20 protein-coding genes are annotated in these 18459 nt (G+C 53.6%); 11 read left to right on the forward strand and 9 right to left on the reverse strand.

Annotated features, from left to right (window positions below; translation table 11 throughout):
- The first annotated feature begins 87 nt into the window (after nt 1–87).
- Entirely contained in the window at nt 88–969 is an 882-nt protein-coding gene (htpX, locus tag ACT3RR_RS06755; protein WP_353502472.1) for a protease HtpX, read from the forward strand.
- An 82-nt stretch (nt 970–1051) separates the two neighbouring features.
- Here htpX and ACT3RR_RS06760 read toward each other — a convergent pair whose 3' ends face one another.
- Entirely contained in the window at nt 1052–2446 is a 1395-nt protein-coding gene (locus ACT3RR_RS06760; protein ID WP_496199992.1) for an MFS transporter, read from the reverse strand.
- 239 nt (nt 2447–2685) lie between these two features.
- Here ACT3RR_RS06760 and kdgR point away from each other — a divergent pair, with 239 nt between their 5' ends.
- The gene (gene kdgR / locus ACT3RR_RS06765) at nt 2686–3483 is read left to right on the forward strand and encodes a DNA-binding transcriptional regulator KdgR (protein ID WP_496199993.1); all 798 of its coding nucleotides are present in this window, start codon (nt 2686–2688) and stop codon (nt 3481–3483) included.
- A 62-nt stretch (nt 3484–3545) separates the two neighbouring features.
- Here the strand turns inward: kdgR and ACT3RR_RS06770 are convergent, their stop codons facing one another.
- On the reverse strand, nt 3546–4298 hold the full coding sequence (locus ACT3RR_RS06770) for an IclR family transcriptional regulator (RefSeq protein ID WP_353502470.1): 753 nt from the start codon (nt 4296–4298) through the stop codon (nt 3546–3548).
- Between the two features lie 401 nt (nt 4299–4699).
- On the opposite strand from ACT3RR_RS06770, the gene ACT3RR_RS06775 reads away from it, so the two are divergent.
- The 6 genes from ACT3RR_RS06775 to ACT3RR_RS06800 all read left to right on the forward strand — a co-directional run bounded on the left by ACT3RR_RS06775 (nt 4700) and on the right by ACT3RR_RS06800 (nt 9509).
- Nucleotides 4700–5092 carry a RidA family protein gene (locus ACT3RR_RS06775; RefSeq protein WP_353502469.1) on the forward strand — a complete coding sequence of 131 codons (393 nt, stop codon included), beginning with the start codon at nt 4700–4702 and terminating at the stop codon, nt 5090–5092.
- 135 nt (nt 5093–5227) lie between these two features.
- Entirely contained in the window at nt 5228–6064 is an 837-nt protein-coding gene (locus tag ACT3RR_RS06780; protein ID WP_353502468.1) for an ABC transporter substrate-binding protein, read from the forward strand.
- 49 nt (nt 6065–6113) lie between these two features.
- The gene (locus ACT3RR_RS06785) at nt 6114–6851 is read left to right on the forward strand and encodes an amino acid ABC transporter permease (protein WP_353502467.1); all 738 of its coding nucleotides are present in this window, start codon (nt 6114–6116) and stop codon (nt 6849–6851) included.
- Nucleotides 6848–7492 (forward strand): amino acid ABC transporter permease, encoded by a 645-nt coding sequence (locus ACT3RR_RS06790; RefSeq protein WP_353502466.1) that lies wholly within the window; start codon nt 6848–6850, stop codon nt 7490–7492. Before ACT3RR_RS06785 ends, ACT3RR_RS06790 begins: the two co-directional genes overlap by 4 nt.
- Nucleotides 7489–8226 (forward strand): amino acid ABC transporter ATP-binding protein, encoded by a 738-nt coding sequence (locus ACT3RR_RS06795; RefSeq protein ID WP_353502465.1) that lies wholly within the window; start codon nt 7489–7491, stop codon nt 8224–8226. The genes ACT3RR_RS06790 and ACT3RR_RS06795 overlap by 4 nt, the downstream gene beginning before the upstream one ends.
- Before the next feature lie 11 nt (nt 8227–8237).
- Nucleotides 8238–9509, forward strand: a complete 1272-nt coding sequence (locus ACT3RR_RS06800) for an alanine racemase (RefSeq protein WP_485901109.1) — start codon at nt 8238–8240, stop codon at nt 9507–9509.
- A gap of 80 nt (nt 9510–9589) precedes the next feature.
- Here ACT3RR_RS06800 and ACT3RR_RS06805 read toward each other — a convergent pair whose 3' ends face one another.
- From ACT3RR_RS06805 to kduI, 4 genes are all read right to left on the reverse strand, one after another.
- On the reverse strand, nt 9590–10981 hold the full coding sequence (locus ACT3RR_RS06805; protein WP_353502463.1) for an L-cystine transporter: 1392 nt from the start codon (nt 10979–10981) through the stop codon (nt 9590–9592).
- 193 nt (nt 10982–11174) lie between these two features.
- Nucleotides 11175–11732, reverse strand: coding sequence for a metal-dependent hydrolase (locus ACT3RR_RS06810; protein ID WP_396130404.1), 558 nt, complete (start codon nt 11730–11732; stop codon nt 11175–11177).
- 150 nt (nt 11733–11882) lie between these two features.
- Nucleotides 11883–12644: a 2-dehydro-3-deoxy-D-gluconate 5-dehydrogenase KduD gene (kduD, locus tag ACT3RR_RS06815; RefSeq protein ID WP_496199994.1), complete on the reverse strand. Its 762-nt coding sequence runs from the start codon at nt 12642–12644 to the stop codon at nt 11883–11885.
- A gap of 54 nt (nt 12645–12698) precedes the next feature.
- Complete coding sequence (gene kduI / locus ACT3RR_RS06820) at nt 12699–13535, reverse strand: 5-dehydro-4-deoxy-D-glucuronate isomerase (RefSeq protein ID WP_496199995.1); 837 nt, start codon at nt 13533–13535, stop codon at nt 12699–12701.
- A 303-nt stretch (nt 13536–13838) separates the two neighbouring features.
- On the opposite strand from kduI, the gene ACT3RR_RS06825 reads away from it, so the two are divergent.
- Nucleotides 13839–14171: a cupin domain-containing protein gene (locus tag ACT3RR_RS06825; protein WP_034791198.1), complete on the forward strand. Its 333-nt coding sequence runs from the start codon at nt 13839–13841 to the stop codon at nt 14169–14171.
- Between the two features lie 11 nt (nt 14172–14182).
- Here ACT3RR_RS06825 and hxpB read toward each other — a convergent pair whose 3' ends face one another.
- On the reverse strand, nt 14183–14848 hold the full coding sequence (gene hxpB / locus ACT3RR_RS06830) for a hexitol phosphatase HxpB (RefSeq protein ID WP_353502459.1): 666 nt from the start codon (nt 14846–14848) through the stop codon (nt 14183–14185).
- 191 nt (nt 14849–15039) lie between these two features.
- On the opposite strand from hxpB, the gene ACT3RR_RS06835 reads away from it, so the two are divergent.
- Complete coding sequence (locus ACT3RR_RS06835) at nt 15040–15588, forward strand: YniB family protein (RefSeq protein WP_496199996.1); 549 nt, start codon at nt 15040–15042, stop codon at nt 15586–15588.
- Between the two features lie 72 nt (nt 15589–15660).
- Here the strand turns inward: ACT3RR_RS06835 and ACT3RR_RS06840 are convergent, their stop codons facing one another.
- Nucleotides 15661–16530, reverse strand: coding sequence for a fructosamine kinase family protein (locus tag ACT3RR_RS06840; RefSeq protein WP_353502457.1), 870 nt, complete (start codon nt 16528–16530; stop codon nt 15661–15663).
- Nucleotides 16531–16843: 313 nt separating this feature from the next.
- On the opposite strand from ACT3RR_RS06840, the gene ACT3RR_RS06845 reads away from it, so the two are divergent.
- The gene (locus tag ACT3RR_RS06845) at nt 16844–17476 is read left to right on the forward strand and encodes a transglycosylase SLT domain-containing protein (RefSeq protein ID WP_084674100.1); all 633 of its coding nucleotides are present in this window, start codon (nt 16844–16846) and stop codon (nt 17474–17476) included.
- 31 nt (nt 17477–17507) lie between these two features.
- Here ACT3RR_RS06845 and ACT3RR_RS06850 read toward each other — a convergent pair whose 3' ends face one another.
- Nucleotides 17508–18191, reverse strand: a complete 684-nt coding sequence (locus ACT3RR_RS06850) for a MarC family NAAT transporter (protein WP_353502456.1) — start codon at nt 18189–18191, stop codon at nt 17508–17510.
- Between the last annotated feature and the right edge of the window lie 268 nt (nt 18192–18459).

Here is an 18459-nt window from a genome sequence, read left to right on the forward strand (position 1 = left end):
AGCCCATAGGATCTAGGCAGGTCGATGAGTTTTGTCGATTTTCACCTGACAATAAAAAACGAAACAACAATGAGGAAGTGACATTTTATGATGCGTATAGGGTTGTTCCTGTTAACTAACCTGGCGGTCATGCTGATTTTCGGTCTGGTGCTGAGCCTTACGGGCATTCAGTCAAGCAGCGTGCAAGGTCTGATGATCATGGCCGGTCTGTTCGGGTTCGGTGGCTCCTTCGTATCCTTACTGATGTCTAAATGGATGGCGTTACGTTCGGTTGGCGGCGAAGTCATCGAACAGCCGCGTAACGAAACCGAGCGCTGGTTGGTTGAAACCGTGCGTCGCCAGTCTCAGCAGGCGGGCATTGCCATGCCACAGGTGGCGATTTATCACGCGCCGGACATCAACGCCTTTGCTACCGGCGCACGCCGTGACTCATCTCTGGTTGCCGTCAGTACCGGCCTGCTGCAAAGCATGAGCCAGGACGAAGCCGAAGCGGTTATCGCCCACGAGATCAGCCATATTTCCAACGGCGACATGGTCACCATGACGCTGATTCAGGGTATCGTGAATACCTTCGTTATCTTTATTTCTCGCCTGATTGCTCAGGTGGCGTCTGGTTTCCTTTCCGGCAACCGTGATGGGGAAGAGAGCAACGGCGGTAACCCGATGATTTACTTCGCGGTCGCCACCGTGCTTGAACTGGTATTCGGTATCTTGGCCAGCATCATCACCATGTGGTTCTCGCGTCACCGTGAGTTCTACGCCGACGCAGGTTCCGCCAAACTGGTTGGCCGCGAGAAGATGATTGCCGCGCTGCAGCGTTTGAAAACCAGCCATGAGCCGCAAGAGGCGGGCAGCATGATGGCGTTCTGCATTAACGGTAAATCCAAGTCGTTCAGCGAGCTGTTCATGTCGCACCCGGCATTGGATAAGCGTATCGAAGCGTTACGCAGCGGCCAGTACATTAAGTAATAACTCTTGGTGACTCGCTAAAGAAAAACCCGGCTCAGTTGGCCGGGTTTTTTTATGTCTGCGAATTGTTGAACCTGCACGGTTAAGATTTCTCAGCGGCTTCCTTCTGACTGGCCGTTTGCTGGGTCATACGCATAAAGCTGACCAGCGCGCCGCCGCCCGCCAATGTGCCGGCAAGGATCAGCGAGGCGTGAGTGCCATGGTCCGGGAACAGGTTGAACATCAGGGCTACCAGCGCCGCGCCGGTGGTCTGGCCGAGCAGGCGCGCGGTGCCAAGCAGGCCGCTGGCTCCGCCGCTGCGGTTACGCGGCGCGGAGGTAATAATGGTGTGGTTGTTTGGCGACTGGAACAGACCGAATCCGGCACCACAGATAAACATGCGCCACATGATGTTCAGATTTGACGGGTCATGAGGCAGCATCGACATTGAATAAAGGCCGAAGGAGAGCACAATCAGCCCGATACCGCCGAGCATTCCCGGATGGAAGCGCTCGACCAGACGGCCAGAAATAGGTGCCATCACCATGGTAGCGAGAGGCCACGGGGTGAGCAGCAGGCCGGTGGAGACAGAATCCAGCCCCAGCGTATTCTGCAAGAAGAACGGCAGCGACACGAAAGCCAGCATCTGCGCGCTGAATGAGCACAGCGAGGTGCCGAGCGACATAGCGAAAATCGGAATGCGCAGCAAATCGACCGGCAGCAGTGGGAAAGGGCGCGACAGCTGGCGGCGCACGAAGAACCAGCCGATGATCATCATCGCGACGACTTCAGCCAGCACCAACAGGCGATTTTGCCCCTGAGCGAAGCCGCTGATGGCGGTGATCAGCAGACCGAAGGTCAGGGCGTTCATCAGGCTACTGGTGAAGTCGAAACGCTGACCCTGACTTTTGGTGCTGTTGGCAGGCAGGAACTTCAGCCCCAGCGCCAGCGCGGCGATACCAATCGGCAGGTTGATAGCAAACAGCCACTGCCAAGACGCAATCGACAAAATCCCCGCCGCCACGGTCGGCCCGGCGGCAGATGAGACGGCGACAATCAGGGCGTTGATCCCCATTCCTCGCCCGAGAAAACGCTGGGGGTAAATGATGCGGATCAGCGCGGTATTAACACTCATGATCGCCGCAGCGCCAAACCCCTGTAAGATGCGCGCAATGGTCAGGGTGGTCAGCGAGTCCGACAGGGCGCAAAACAGCGAGGTAATGCTGAAAACTAATAGCCCGGTCTGATAAATACGGCGATAGCCAAAAATATCCCCCAGCGACGCCAGCGACAGCAGCGAAATCGTTACTGCGAGCTGGTAGGCATTGACCACCCAAATCGAAGATGCCGGGCTGGCGTTCAAATCTTTCGCAATGGTCGGCAATGCCACGTTGGCAATCGCGCCATCGAGCACGGAAACGGTAATGCCGAGAGCGATAGCCAGAATCGCCCCATAGCGTTGAGGAACGGGAAGCCCGTCATTTGGCGTGAGTGTCATGAATGAGTGTCGGCATTAGGGGTAATAATAAGAGGAAATATTATCACGCTAATGACTCTGGAGTGCCAACCGCGATTACTATGAATACTTAGTAATATTGTAAGAAAAGTTATGAAATATTTAGCGCCAAACCTCAGCTTTTCTTCTGGATGATTGCGGTTCTCAAAAGCTTGCCATTATAATGAAAACTGTGTTCTATTTTTTTTGAAACAAAACTAAAGCGGGCAGGTAAGAGAGTTATGGCTAACGCAGATCTTGATAAACAACCGGATTCCGTCTCCTCAGTTCTGAAAGTTTTTGGCATTTTGCAGGCGCTGGGAGAAGAAAGAGAGATTGGTATTACTGAACTTTCGCAACGCGTGATGATGTCGAAAAGTACCGTCTATCGCTTTTTGCAGACGATGAAATCGTTAGGTTATGTGGCTCAGGAAGGCGAGTCGGAGAAATATTCTCTCACCTTGAAGTTATTTGAGCTGGGCGCGAAAGCGTTGCAGAACGTTGATCTGATCCGTAGCGCGGATATTCAAATGCGCGAGCTGTCTCGCTTAACCCGCGAAACCATTCATCTCGGCGCACTGGATGAGGACGGCATTGGCATCGTTTATATTCATAAAATCGATTCCATGTACAACCTGCGGATGCATTCTCGCATTGGTCGCCGCAACCCGCTGCATAGCACCGCCATTGGTAAAGTGCTGCTGGCGTGGGGTGAGCGAAGCGAAGTGGATTCATTGTTGTCAGAAATGGAATTTACCCGCAGTACCGAAAACACGCTGCTTGATGCCGACGCGCTGCGTAACGCGCTGGTGAAGGTTCGCGAGCAGGGCTTTGGCGAAGATATTGAAGAGCAGGAGCAGGGGCTGCGTTGTATCGCCGTGCCGGTGTTTGACCGTTTCGGCGTGGTGACTGCCGGTTTGAGTATCTCCTTCCCGACCATTCGTTTCTCTGAAGAAAGCAAAAACGATTATGTCAGCATGCTGCACACCGCGGCGCGCAACATCTCCCAGCAGATGGGCTACCACGACTACCCGTTCTAATCCGCTGGCTCCCCTAACTCGTGTTAAACCAGGTTAGGGGAGACGGCCACCCACTAGGGAAATTAGGTTAAGTCAGAGAGCTTACGCCCGGCGTCGATCAGCTCTTTCAGCAGCATCTGGCGGCGCTCCTCTGGCGTGTCGCGACTGACCATAAAGCAGATGGCGGCCACCGCCTGCCCGCCGCGAGAGCGAATCGGCGCGGCCATGCAGCAGGTAAAGCTCTCTGATAGGCCTTCCGTCATGCAATATCCCAAATGCCCCGCGTAGTGGATCTCGTTGAGAAACGTCTGTTTATCCAGGATCTGACCATTGGCGAGCTGGTAGTCTTCTTCCGGGATCAGCTTGAGAATATCGCTATCCGACCAGTTGCTCAGCAGCAAGCGCCCGGTCGCTGTCCAGGTAATGGGCACTCGCACGCCGATATCTGAGGTGATTTTGAACGGATGCGCGTTACTTTCTGAGAGCACCACGGTGTATTTATTGCCTTCCAACATACAGAGTTGAACGGTTTCTCCATGGCGTGCCACAATCTCTACCATCAACTGATGAGCCCGGCGGATCAGGTCATTGTGCGCCATGTAGTCTGCACCGTAATAGTGCATCTCGCGGCCGAAAAATACCGCGCCGTCGGCATCTAACTCCAGCAGGCCAGCGTCACCCAACAGGCTCACCAAGTCATAGACGCTCGAGCGTGGAGCCCCGGTCGCTTCAATCAGATCCCGCATCGCCATGGGCCTGCCGGCAATATGCAATTGGCGAAAAATATCGATAACCCTGTCAACACCGCGCGCCCGCGATACTTTCTCATCTGGCATAAGCCAACTCCCCTGTGGTAATGGTGCGGACGGAATATATTAAACGCATCATACACGGCCCGATGAATTTAACCCATCCCCGGCGTTAAAGAATTAATCCTGATATCTATTTAAAGAGAAATAACCTGTTCTATTTTGGTGCCCCATTTTAGCGCGCTGCAATTAATGGCGGCAGAAGAAATAAGATAAAGATCACATTCTCATCCAGAGGCGCAGTGTGAAAGTTTTATTTATGAGACGCAGAACACATCGCCGAAAACTAATTAATCCAGTGCATATTGCAAAAGCTCATTTCATATGCAAATCTGAAGTTGTCCGGTATCAGAGATTGATGTCCAGTATATCGGACGATTGATGTGTCGATGCAGGCACAGCATTTTCCCACACAGGAGCAGTAATGCATGGCGATTAAACGTTACGGTGTAGAAGGTGGAACAGGCACGGGCGGCCAGAAACTCCCCTTCGCACGGGCCGTAGAGGCCGATGGCTGGTTATATATTTCTGGCCAGACGCCGATGCTTGACGGCGAAGTCGTCGAGGGTGGCATCATTGAACAGACCCAACTGGCCTTCGACAACTGCTTAACCATCATGCGCGAAGCCGGTTATCAGGTAGAAGATGTGGTTCACGTCACGGCGGTATTAACTGACGCGCGCTATTTCAGTTCATTTAATAAAGTATTCAGTGAGATATTTAAAGGTAATCCTCCAGCCCGTATTTGTAGCGTTCAAGATTTAGTTGTGGACTGTAAAGTAGAAGTGGATATGAAATGCTTCCGCTCTGATCGTAAATAATTATTTCAATTAAATTTGGCTATCGATTTATTTAATACTACGACCGCACCGGGACAGTATTTATTCTCACCTGCTTTTCATTTTTCTGTGAAATTATTTTTCATATCAGTCTCCATTTACATAAAGAGAGAAAAAATGAATACAACATCGCTGAAAGTAAGTGTCAAAGCCGCTGCCACCACCTTGGCATTGCTCATTCTGGCAGGCTGTACGCCGACCGACGATAAAAAAGCAGCCGGCGCTGCGCCGCAATCTGCCCTGCAAACCGTGCTTCAGCGCGGCACGCTGCGCGTTGGCGACTGCCTGAGTTTCGCGCCATTCGGTTTTTACGATAAAGATAATAACCCGGACGGCTATGACGTTGATTTAGCCAAAGCCCTCGCCAAAGAGATGGGCGTTAAGCTGGAAATGGTCAATACCACCAGCGCCAACCGAATTCCAAACCTGCAAACCAATAAAGTCGACGTGGTGTTCTGTAACTTCACGCGCAATCTTGATCGCGCTAAAGAAATTACCTTCACCAACCCTTACGTGGTGGCGAGCGAGGCGATGTTGGTGCGCAAAAATAGCGGTATTCAATCTGCCCACGATATGGCGGGTAAAACCATTGCCACGGTGAAAGGCTCAACCAACGGCGATGAAGTGCGTAACTTGGGTATTAAAGTCAATATTCAGGAATATGACTCCTCGCAGGCTGCCATTCTGGCGGTGAAACAGGGTCAGGCCGACGCCATGATTGAAGATAACAACTTCCTGGCGTATCAGGCCAAGCTCGACCCTACATTGGCCGTGACCAATGAGGCGCTGGTGCCTCTTGAGTACAACGCCTTTGCCGTGAAACAGGGCGATCAGGTGTGGGCTAACTATTTGAATGAGTTCCTCTTCGAGATTAATGCCTCTGGCGACAACGCCACGCTGTATCAGAAATGGTTTGGCAGCAAACCTCGCTACCCGCTGAATCCACAATATTGATAGTAAAGGGCGCGGCAGTTGATGCCGCGCCACTCGAAGGAGTAGGACCATGAGTTATCAATGGCTAACCCTGTGGCGCTATGGCGATACGTTTCTTTCCGCCGCGTGGCTGACCCTGCAAGTCACTATTCTCGCCTTTGCGCTGGCCTTATCGTTGGGCCTTATCTCGGCGTTGGCGAAGTCATCCCGTCTGGCGGTGGTGCGCTGGATAAGCCACTGCTATGTCGAATTTATCCGTAACACGCCGGTGTTGTTGCAGATATTCATCATTTTCTTCGGCCTGCCTTCCATGGGCATCACCATGAGTGCCTTCACCGCAGGCGTGTTGGCGCTGGGGATTAACGTCGGAGCTTATCTGTCAGAAACCTTCCGTGCGGGTATTCAGTCAGTGCCGAAAGGCCAGCTAGAGGCCGCGTGGGTGCTGGGCGTTCCGAAAAGTCAGGTGTTTATCAGCGTGGTGCTGCCCCAGGCCGCGCGGGCAGTATGGCCAGCCATCATTAACAACCTGATCCAGCTGCTGCTGGGTACTTCGCTGCTGTCGGCCATCGCGCTGCCGGAACTGACCGGCACGGCCACGGTGATTAACGCCCGCACGTTGCTCTATATCCAGACCTTCAGCATCGTGACGGTCATCTATCTGCTGTTTAGCAATATCTTCTCGTGGCTGGGGAGTGTGGCGGGGCGGAAGTTATTCCATCCGGCGCTGGTGACCTCGAGTAAAAGAGCCACATGGCGGCAGCCACTGAAATGGCTGACCCACACCGCGAAAGGAGGGAAAACCTCATGAGTGATTTAATCACCAGTTCTTTGCCCATTCTGCTGCAAGGCTTGGGGATCACCTTACTGCTCTCGGTGGCGGCTATTATCGGCAGCACCTTGCTCGGCCTGCTGGCGGCGGTATTGCGCACCAGTAATCTGCCGATAGCCAAGCAGATCGCCGTGCTCTATACCGAGCTGTTTCGCGGCACGCCGGTGCTGATAACCCTGATGTTTATCTATTTCGGCGTGGCCTACTTCGGCTATGACATCAACCTGTTTGCGGCGGGCATTCTGGGCCTGAGTATTTACCAAGGGGCTTATATCGCCGAAGTGTTTCGCGGCGGGATTGAAGCCGTGCCGAAAGGCCAGTGGGAAGTCTCATGGATCCTTGGTCTGTCAAAACGCCAAACCTTTATGAGCGTGGTTCTGCCACAAACCCGTGGCATCGTGCTGCCGCCGCTCGTCGGCCAATATCTTTCTCTGATTAAAGATACGTCGATTGTCAGCATGATTGGCATGTCCGAGTTGATGCACCAAGGTCAGGCGATTGTTGACCGCGTCGGCCAGCCGGTGGTGATTTACGGCCTTGTTTCCTTGCTCTATTTCGCGGTTTGTTTCCCGCTTTCCCGTTGGGTTCAACATCATCAAACCAGGAGTCAGTTATCATGAGTAAACCCGCCATTATGCTGAATAATGTGACGAAATCCTTCGGCTCAACCCAAGTGCTGAAAGAGATCAGTCTGGACGTCTCACTGGGCGAGGTGCTGGTGCTGATTGGTGCTTCTGGCTCCGGAAAAAGTACCGTGCTGCGCATCATGAGTGGTCTGGAAACCGCCGACGGTGGCGAAATCTGGGTCAACAATGTGCCATTGCATGACAAGAAGCGCTCCCGCGAGATCTGCGGCCACGTCGGCATGGTGTTCCAGCAATTCAACCTGTTCCCGCACAAAACCGCACTCGGCAATGTCACGCTGGCGCTGATTAAGGCGCAAAAGCTCTCCGTGGCCGAAGCCAACAAGCGCGGCATGGCGGCGCTGGCGCGCGTCGGTCTGTCCGAGCGTTCACACCATTATCCGGCCCAGCTCTCCGGCGGCCAGCAGCAGCGCGTGGCGATCGCCCGTGCGCTGGCGGTCGAACCCAAAATCATGTTCTTTGATGAAGCCACGTCGGCACTCGACCCGGAGCTGGTGGGCGAAGTCATGGAAGTGATGCGCAGTCTGGCCCGCGAGGGCATGACCATGGTGGTGGTGACCCATGAGATGGGCTTTGCGCGTAAAACCGCCGACCGCGTGGTGTTTATGGACCAAGGCGTGATTGCCGAGCAGGGCACCCCGGAGCAGATTTTTGTTAATCCGCAGAATCAGCGTACCCAGCAATTCTTATCCCGCGTGCTTGAGCACTAATCGGAGGAAGCATGTCTGTTCAATTTCCATTGCGGGCCGATGGCCTGCTAGACCCACAGCAGGCCGCGCCGCGTTTTAAATCGGTGGCGGGCGCGGGTGATGCCCCTCTGCCACAGGGCACGGCGGTACTGAGTAGCGATAAGGTCTTTTCGCCACTGATGATCATGAAGCAGTCGGCGTTAGAAAATAACTTGCGCCAGCTGGCGGCGTTCTGCCGTGAGAATGGCGTGATGCTGGCGGCGCACGGCAAAACCTCGATGTCGCCGGGCGTGCTTCGCCGCGCCATTAGTGAAGGTGGCGCTTGGGGACTGGGTGCGGCGACCCCGGCTCAGGTGCGCGCACTGCGCCAGTTCGGTATTCGCAACGTGTTTCTAGCCAATGAGCTGGTGGACCCGGCGGGGATCCGCTGGATCGGCCAGTGGCAGAAAGATCACCCCGACCACGGCTTCCTCTGTTATGTCGATTCGCTGCAGGGCGTGAAGCTGCTGGAGCAGAATCTGGGTGACAGCCAGATCTCCGTGCTGCTGGAGATGTCGGTCAGCGGCGGCCGTACCGGCTGTCGGTCGCAGGAGGAGGCAGTTAGCATCGCCGAAGCCATTGCTGCCAGCAGCCAACTGCGGCTGGTCGGCGTGGCGGGGTATGAAGGCGCACTGGGCGCAGGGCGCGACGCGGCGGGCATTGCGCGAGTGAAAGCCTATTGCGAAATGATGATCGCCACGGCGGCGCGGTTGGCCGACAAGCAGCTGTTCGCCAGTGACAACATTATTCTTAGCGCGGGGGGCGGGGCGTGGTTTGACGTGGTGACGGCCTGCTTCACGGCGGCAAGCTTGCCTCTGGCGGTCACGCCGCTGATCCGCTCGGGTGCCTACATGGCACACGACAGCGGCCTTTATTCGCGCATTGCGCCTTTTGCCCAACCGGGCGCAACCCACCATTTCGAAGCGTCATTGGAAATCTGGGGCAGGGTGCTGTCTCGCCCCGAGCCGGGACTGGCTTTTGTGGATTTTGGCCGTCGTGACGTGCCTTTCGACCAAGACTTGCCAAACCCGCTGTGGATCCGCAATGCCGACGGCAGCGAGCCGCGCGCGGCCAGCCATTTGACTATCAGTGACGTGAACGACCAGCATGCCTATCTGCTGCTGCCGGAGGATGAGAAGCTCCAGCCGGGAGATTGGGTCGGGTGTGGCATTTCCCATCCATGCACCGCCTTTGATAAATGGCGCTACCTGCCGCTGGTGGATGACAACTACTGCGTCACGGATGCGCTGGAAACCGCGTTTTAAGCACTAAGTGTCTGAAATACAAAAGGCCGCAACGTTATCCGTCGCGGCCTTTTTTATGGGGCTAGTGGGTCAATACTGAATTAGCGATGAGCCAGTTCGGCGTTCTCATCGGCGTCCAATACGGACTTATCAGTCTGGCGCAGCAACTGGCTGGTGATGGTACCGGCAGTCATTGAACCGCTGACGTTCAGCGCGGTACGACCCATATCAATCAACGGTTCGACTGAAATCAGCAGGGCAACCAGCGTTACCGGCAGGCCCATCGCAGGCAGCACGATCAGCGCCGCGAAGGTTGCACCGCCGCCCACACCGGCAACACCGGCAGAGCTGAGGGTCACGATACCGACGAGAGTTGCGATCCACATTGGGTCAAACGGGTTAATGCCCACGGTTGGCGCAACCATCACCGCGAGCATGGTCGGATACAGACCCGCACAGCCGTTTTGACCAATGGTGGCACCAAAGGACGCCGCGAAGCTGGCGATTGATTCAGGAATACCCAGACGACGCGTTTGCGCTTCAACGCTCAGCGGAATAGAAGCAGCGCTAGAACGGCTGGTGAAGGCAAACGTCAGCACCGGCCATACTTTGCGGAAGAATTTCGCTGGGTTAATGCCGGTGAAAGAGAGCAGCACCGCGTGAACCACAAACATGATGGCCAGACCCAAGTAGGAGGCCACCACGAAGCTACCCAGCTTGACGATATCCTGCACGTTAGAGCCGGCAACCACTTTGGTCATCAGGGCCAGCACGCCGTATGGAGTCAGCTTCATCACCAGACGAACCAGTTTCATCACCCAGGCTTGCAGAGTGTCGATGAACGCCAGCACGCGCGGGCCTTTCTCTTGGTCATCTTTAACCAGTTGCAGGGCAGCAACGCCAACGAAGGCAGCGAAGATAACCACGCTGATGATCGACGTCGGGCTTGCGCCAGTTAAATCGGCAAACGGGTTTTTCGGAATGAAGGACAGGATCAGCTGCGGCATGGTCAAGTCAGCGACTTTACCCACATAGTTGCTTTGCAGCGCAGAGAGACGAGCCGTTTCTTGAGCACCCTGCACCAGACCGTCCGCGGTCAGGCCGAACAGGCCGGTGACAAACACACCTACCAAGGCTGCGATAAGCGTGGTGAACAGCAGCGTGCCGATAGTCAGGAAGCTGATTTTACCCAGTGAAGAGGCGTTATGCAGCTTGGCAACCGCACTCAGAATGGACACAAATACCAGCGGCATAACGATCATTTGCAGCAGCTGCACATAACCATTCCCGACGATATTGAACCAGGTAATAGAGGTTTTCAGTACTGGGTTGTCAGAGCCGTAAATCAGCTGCAATGCCAGACCAAACACCACACCGATCACCAAACCGACCAGTACTTTTTTTGCCAGACTCCACTGCTTGTGGCGGGTTTGCGCCAAAAGTAGAAGGAGGGCGACGAAGACCACCACGTTAATCACGAGCGGAAGATTCATACCCAGATCTCCAAATTTCTAATTATGTTTTGCTTTTTGATGTCCCCAATGCGGGGAATGCACCATCCCATAGCGTTGAGGCATAGAATAACAGTTCATTTGGAGGGGGATTTATATCCAAAAAGAATGCTTTATAACTTTATGAGCTAAAAACGGCTTAAATATGCCTTTTGCGGTTGTTTTCTGCGCATTTTTAGGTGATCAGGTTCAATAATTTGCTAAATGACTCCGGCTTGATTGCACCAATAATGGGCGTCCAGTCGGGCCAGAACAGGGTGAAGCCCACCAAGAGTAAACATAATGTGCGCTCCAGCTGGTTGCCTTTCTGGCTATTGATCAGCGGCAGGCGAAAACGCCAGCGGCAGGGCCACAGCAGAGGTACTCCGGCAGGGGTCAGCATGTCCGCCAGTATATGGCTGAGGTAGCCGATAATCATGCCGTGGAAGGCGTCGATAGGAATCACCCAATCATGAGGGAAATGGGTACGCATCAGGAAAATGCCGCCGACCACCGCCAACAGGCTATGGGTGAACCCCCGATGCCCAAAGACGCGGGCAATGGGCGCGGAAACCCACTTAAGGCGCTGGCCTATTAGTGATTTTGGGTGATCAATGTCGGGCAGCAGTGACGTCAGCAGCGAGGCTGGGATAATATGCCACCAGTCCCCGTGCGCCAGCTCGGGGGAGAGCTGCGCTTTTTTGGCGAATACCGCACAGGCGATTGAAAATATGAGATGGCCTTCCGCCGTCATGACGCTTCCGAACTTAATAACTGTTATTTTATCCAGTATAAGTGAAACTGTCACAATCAGGGAAGAGTTACCCTGTAACGAATTGTCAACTATTTGATATATAATAAAAAGACGCCATTTTAGGCGTCTTTTTAGTGCGGATCTCAGAGCTTAACGCGCCAGCCAGCCGCCATCAACCGCCACCGTGTAACCATTCACATAGTCAGAGGCTTTTGACGCCAAGAACACCACTGGCCCCATGACATCCTCGGGCACGCCCCAGCGGCCCGCCGGAATCCGCTCCAGAATCTCTTTACTGCGACCTTCGTCGGCGCGCAGCTGCTTGGTGTTGTTGGTCGCCATATAGCCCGGCGCAATGGCATTCACGTTGATGCCGTGCTTGGCCCACTCATTGGCCATCAGCCGAGTGATCCCCATCACCGCGCTTTTTGACGCCGTGTAGGACGGCACGCGAATACCGCCCTGATAAGAGAGCATGGAGGCGATATTAATGATTTTGCCGCCGTGGCCCTGTTTGATGAACTGGCGCGCCACGGCCTGCGACATAAAGAACAGCGTCTTACTGTTGACGTTCATCACGTCATCCCAGTTCTTCTCGCTGAACTCAATGGCGTCTTCGCGGCGAATAATCCCGGCGTTGTTGACCAGAATATCCAGATGCCCGAACTCGCCGACGGCTTTTTCAATCAGCTCCGGGATACCCTCGATGCTGCCCAGATCGGCGCGAAGATCCAGAAAACGGCGGCCCAGCGCCGTCACTTTTTCGGCGGTTTCATCGGGTGAACTCAGATTGACGCCGACAATATCACAGCCCGCCTGCGCCAAACCTATCGCCATACCCTGTCCAAGCCCGGTATTACAGCCGGTCACTAGCGCGACTTTTCCTGCCAAATCAAATGCATTAAGGATCATAGTTTTTTCTCTTTTAACAACGGCGCTCGGCCGAAAGATAACTCTGCTGGCCGATTAGCGCAGTTCGCTGACCTTCACGTGGTCCATATCGTCAAACACCTGATTCTCACCCACCATGCCCCAGATAAAGGTATAGCGCTTGGTGCCTACCCCGGCGTGAATCGACCAACTCGGGGAGATCACGGCCTGTTCATTGTGAACCAGCAAATGGCGCGTCTCTTGCGGCTGGCCCATCATGTGGAATACGGCAGTTTCTTCGTCCATATCAAAGTAGAAATAGACTTCCATCCGGCGCTCGTGGGTGTGGCACGGCATGGTGTTCCACAGGCTACCTTGCTCAAGCTTGGTCAGGCCCATGGTCAGCTGGCAGGTTTCCAGCACGTCAGGAACGATAAACTTGTTAATGGTGCGACGGTTGCTGGTGGCTGGGTCGCCGATGGTCTGCGGAGAAGCCTCGGCCAGCGTGATTTTCTTGTTCGGGAAGGTGGTGTGGGCCGGCGCGCTGTTGTAGTAGAACTTGGCGGGCTTGGCCGGGTCGAGGCTGCTGAACTCAACGTTTCGCGCCCCTTTGCCGACATACAGGGCTTCTTCATTGCCAATCTCATAGGTGGTGCCATCGACAGCTATCAGGCCCGGCCCGCCAATATTGATCACCCCCAATTCACGGCGCTCAAGGAAATAGCTCACGCCAAGCTGCTTGCCCACTTCGTCACCCACCGACACCTTGGCATCAATCGGCATCACGCCGCCGACGATAATGCGGTCGATATGGCTGTACGTCATGGTGTAGTTGTTTTTTTCGAAGATTTTCTCAATCAGAAATTCGCGACGTAATCCCGCGGTGTCGAGCTGTTTGGCGTGGTCGCTATGGATGCTTTGACGGACTTGCATGTCGGTGCCTCTCGTGCGTGGTAAGTGCAATGAAGGAAGGAGTTGTCGGCGCTGACTGAGGTGACGCGTGGCAGTGACATCACCACAAAGATCAAACCGCCGGCTCGTCCTTGGTCTGTGCAGCATAAAGTCATTGGCATATGAATTCAATAAAAATGAAATGATGTTTTATTTATTTTATGAGGGAGGTCAAGATTATCGAAACTGATCCTCGAGCCTTAGAGAAGGGCGAGTAGAATGATTTTCAGGTTTGAGCCGTTAAGGCTCGCTTTCCCTCTTTAATTCCTACCAAAAGGCGCTGCGATGAAAACGTTCTTTATAGATGAAGAAACCCCATGGGAAGAGCTTGGGCACGGCGTGAAACGCAAAATCATGACCTGGAGCGATGACCTGATGATGGTCGCGGTGCACTTTGATAAAGGGGCGATTGGCGTGGCGCACAAGCATGATATTCACGACCAGATTGCTTATGTGGCCGCGGGCAGCTTTGAAGTGGAGATAGAAGGCGAGAAGAAGATCCTGGGCGTCGGGGATGCGTACCGGGCGGTGAAGCACGAGATGCACGGCGTGGTGGCGCTTGAGCAAGGCAGTGTGCTGATTGACACCTTTTCACCCAAGCGCGCGGACTTTCTGTAAAACTATAATGTTTAGCGAATATGCTCGGCGCGCAGCTGCTCAAGGGAGGAGAGTTTAATGTCAGCCAGCGCCCAGCGCGGGTCTTCACTGAACTCATGGTCCGGCACCACGATGGATCGCATGCGGGCGGCCTTAGTGGCAATCATGCCATTAAAGGAGTCTTCCAGCGTGACGCAGTTCAGCGGGTCAACCTGCAACTGGCCGGCTGCCTGAATATAGACTTCAGGGTGAGGCTTGCTGTAAGGCAGGTGCTCGGCGGAGGCGCGGATTTGGAAGTAGCCGGTGAGGTTAAACATCTCGAGCACTTTATCCAGCATGTGCAGCGGAGAAGCCGAAGCTAAACCAATTTTCAGCCCCTGATCGCGGCACAACTCTAAGGCGTGGGTGACGCCGGGCAGCAGCGGGCGGGTCTGTTCCACCAGTTCGATGGCGCGAGCAATCACGCGCTGCGTCACTTCCTCCTGCGTCGGCCCCTGCCAAGGCATGGCCTGATACCACATCCGCACTACCTGATCGATGCGCAAACCCAGCGTGTCAGGCAGCAAATGGCGCTGCGATAGGTCTAATCCCAAATCGCCAAAAATATCCAGCTCGGCCTGTGTCCACAGGGGTTCAGAGTCGATCAGCAGACCATCCATATCAAATATTGCCGCAGCAATAGGACGCGAGTACGCCATTGTTTTTCTCTCCATGGTTGAGGTTTTCGCCACTCTATCACTCGTTGGCTCAGGGCAGAAGTCAGATACATCGCGCCCGGCAAACGGAAATATTGTCTGACTTTGTGTCTAAGCCATTAAAACAGTGGGCGACATTCCTAATCTGCGGGTAGACTTAGTCGATATCTGAGACGTCTTCACAAGGGGAATTCATGACGTATCAACAGGCCGGGCGCGTTGCCGTACTAAAGCGGATCTTGGGTTGGGTGGTTTTCATTCCCGCATTACTGTCGACCATCATTTCATTGCTGAACTTTGTCTATGAGCACAGTAAAGCCCAGCAGGGGATTAACGCGGTGATGTTGGATTTCGTCCATGTCATGGTCGATATGGTGCGTTTCAACACCTCGTTCTTGGATATGTTTTGGTACAACTCGCCGGTTCCGGTGCTCGGGCAGGGCCTCACCACGGCTAACATCGTGTTCTTTATTATCTACTGGCTGATTTTTGTCGGTCTGGCGCTACAGGCTTCAGGTGCGCGCATGTCACGCCAGGTTAAACATATCCGCGAAGGCATTCAGGATCAGCTGATTTTGGAGCAGGCGAAAGAGGGCGAAGGGCGCACCAAGCAGCAAATCGAAGAGCGTATCGTCTTACCGCGACACACTATTTTTGTGCAATATTTCCCGCTGTATATCCTGCCTATTATTCTGGCGGTGATTGCCTATTTCATTCTTAAATTATTAGGTTTACTGGCCTGATAAACGCTTCGCCAAATCATTATTAAGCGGCGAACATTGAGCCTGAATCTGTAATAGATTCAGGCTCTTTTATTATGCCCCGTCGCTCTGCATTAATCGTTCAATTGCCCGTTGCGCCACCACCAGATGTTGACCGCCAAAAAGATTACTGCGATTGAGCAGATAATATAATTGGTAAACCGGCTGGCGAAGGGTGAAATCGTCGGGAAGGGGAGTACGGCTTTGATATCCATCGTAAATATAGCTGGGGACATTGGGATATAAAGGCAGCATGGCGAAATCGCATTCGCGATCTCCCCAGTAGCAGGCCGGGTCGAAAATTACCGGGCCACCCTCGGATAAAGCGCAGTTGTGCGGCCACAGGTCGCCGTGCAGCAAAGAGGGCTGCGGCTGGTGGTTATGCAGCCGGGCGCGAACCTTTTCCGTGATGTCTTCGATATTGCCAAACACCATGCCTTTCTCGGCGGCTAGCTGTAACTGCCAGCCAATTCTCTGCTCGGCAAAGAAGCTCGACCAGCGTTTTTGCCAGCTATTGGGCTGGGGCAGTGTTGCCAGTTCGTTATCAAAATCAAGCCCGAACTGGAGTTGTTCGCTCCACTGGTGCAGGGCCGACAGCTGCTGGCCTAGCAGGTAAGCACTGTGCTGATCCAGGGGTTTAAGAGGGAGATATTCAAGTAAGAGGAAGCTGTAATCACGGTCACTGCCAACGCCATACACTTCAGGCACTTTCACCGTTTTACTGCGAGCGAGTAGGGCGAGCTGGTCAGCCTCGGCGGCAAAAATGGGCAGCATCTCGCGTGAATTACACTTCACGAAGATATCCCTGTCTCCATAACTGAGTCGCCACGCTGGGTGGATTTCACCCCCGGGAAGCTCAACCCGTTCACGGATTTCGGCGCTACCAAGATGTTCACTTAACAAACGATTAACGGCTTGCCACATGGAATCACCCCTTCTGACTGGCCTGATTATTCATTAAGTTAGCGTCTTTCTCACTTGAAAAACCCGATCTGGCCCACAGCAAAATCAGGTTGTGAAGTAAATACGCGTGATCTGCTTCATCTGTTTGTCACAAAGAGAATATGAAATTAGGAATTAGTGACGCTAATAGTGCATATATAAGCAGAATTATCTTATCGACTCTTTCCTAATACCTTTGTTTAACAGCACATTATTCAGCATAGACTAAAAATATATTCAGGTGTACGAAGAAGATGTATATGCTGGCTTTCGTCAAAGTCGCGAGAGGCATAACGTGAAACCAAACATTCTTTATTTGATGGCCGCGCTTTTATTAGCGGGTTGCGCTAAAGAAACGCCGGTACAACGGACTCACTTTCTGAATCCGCCGGCCGCATTACCGGATACGTCCATGATGCACCAAGGACCTTACGGCAGCGTGATACACCAAGCAGCAAATACCTATGGTGTTGATGAAACATTGGTAAAGGCGATTATTCAGGTTGAGTCAGGTTTTAATCCGACGGTGGTCAGTAAGTCTAACGCGATTGGCCTGATGCAGTTAAAAGCATCGACGGCAGGACGTGATGCTTACCGGATGAAAGGGCGCTACGGGCAACCCAGCACCCATGAGTTGAAAGATCCCGCGGTGAATATCGATTTAGGTACAGCTTACCTAAGCATGTTGCAGCAACAGTTGGCGGGTATCAGCGACCCACAAACGCGGCGTTATGCAACAACAGTGGCTTATGTAAACGGTGCAGGGGCACTACTGAGAACCTTCTCCAGCGACAGAACTTACGCTGTAGCCAAGATTAATCAGATGACGCCACAACAGTTCTATGAACACGTGCAGCAAAAACACCCGGCTCCGCAGGCCCCTCGCTACCTGTGGAAAGTGAACAACGCTTATCTGGCCATGAGATAAGCACTGTTCATTCTATCCGTCAGCAGCGCAATCAGGCTGCTGGCGGGTAGTGTGAAATAATCTCCAGAATGCCGTTAATGCCAAACTGAACGCCCATACACACCAGCAAGAACCCCATCAGACGCGAAATCGCTTCAATCCCGCTTTTCCCCACCAGACGCATAATCGCCCCAGAGCTTCTTAAACAGAGCCACAGGATCAGGCCGATGAGGAAGAAGGTCAGCACTGGCGCAACGGCAATCACCCACTCAGGGAAATCCACGCCGTCTTTGATGGCAGAGGCGCTGCTGATGATCATCGCAATGGTCCCCGGCCCGGCGGTGCTTGGCATGGCGAGCGGTACAAAGGCGATGTTTGGCGAGTCCTGCTTCTTCATCTCCTCGGTTTTATTCTCCACCATGGTCTTCTCTTCAGCGTGTGGCTGAGGAAATAGCATGCGAAAACCGATAAAGGCGACAATCAGCCCCCCGGCGATACGCAGCCCCGGAATGGAAATCCCGAAGGTATTCATCACCAACTGGCCGGCATAAAACGCCACGGTCATAATGGCGAACACGTAAACGGAGGCCATCAGCGACTGCTGGTTGCGCTCCTGCGTGGTCATATTGCCCGACAGACCTAGCAGCAGCGCGACAGTGGTCAGGGGGTTAGCCAGCGGCAACAGAATCACTAAGCCCAGTCCGACGGCTTTAAATAATTGGGCAATTTCGGTCATGATTTTCCATCCATTTTCAACATCCTTTCAATATGAGTGCTGTGCAGATAATTACACGAAAAATAGCACCATTAAGCAACCAAGGTTGCTGGAAAACTGCGCTTTACGAATGTTACACTGGCTGGCGTTTTTTACGTCGCATCTTGAGGCAATGAAGTCGGGGCCTTACAGGTGCATGTATTCGGCAAAGTAGAGCTGAATAGCGTAACTAACTAAATGAATTTAAACCCAAATATTTTCTATATGTGCTCTGTCGTGTGGGGCACCA

The organism is Ewingella sp. AOP8-B2-18, assembly GCF_052376015.1.
Classification (GTDB): domain Bacteria; phylum Pseudomonadota; class Gammaproteobacteria; order Enterobacterales; family Enterobacteriaceae; genus Ewingella; species Ewingella allii.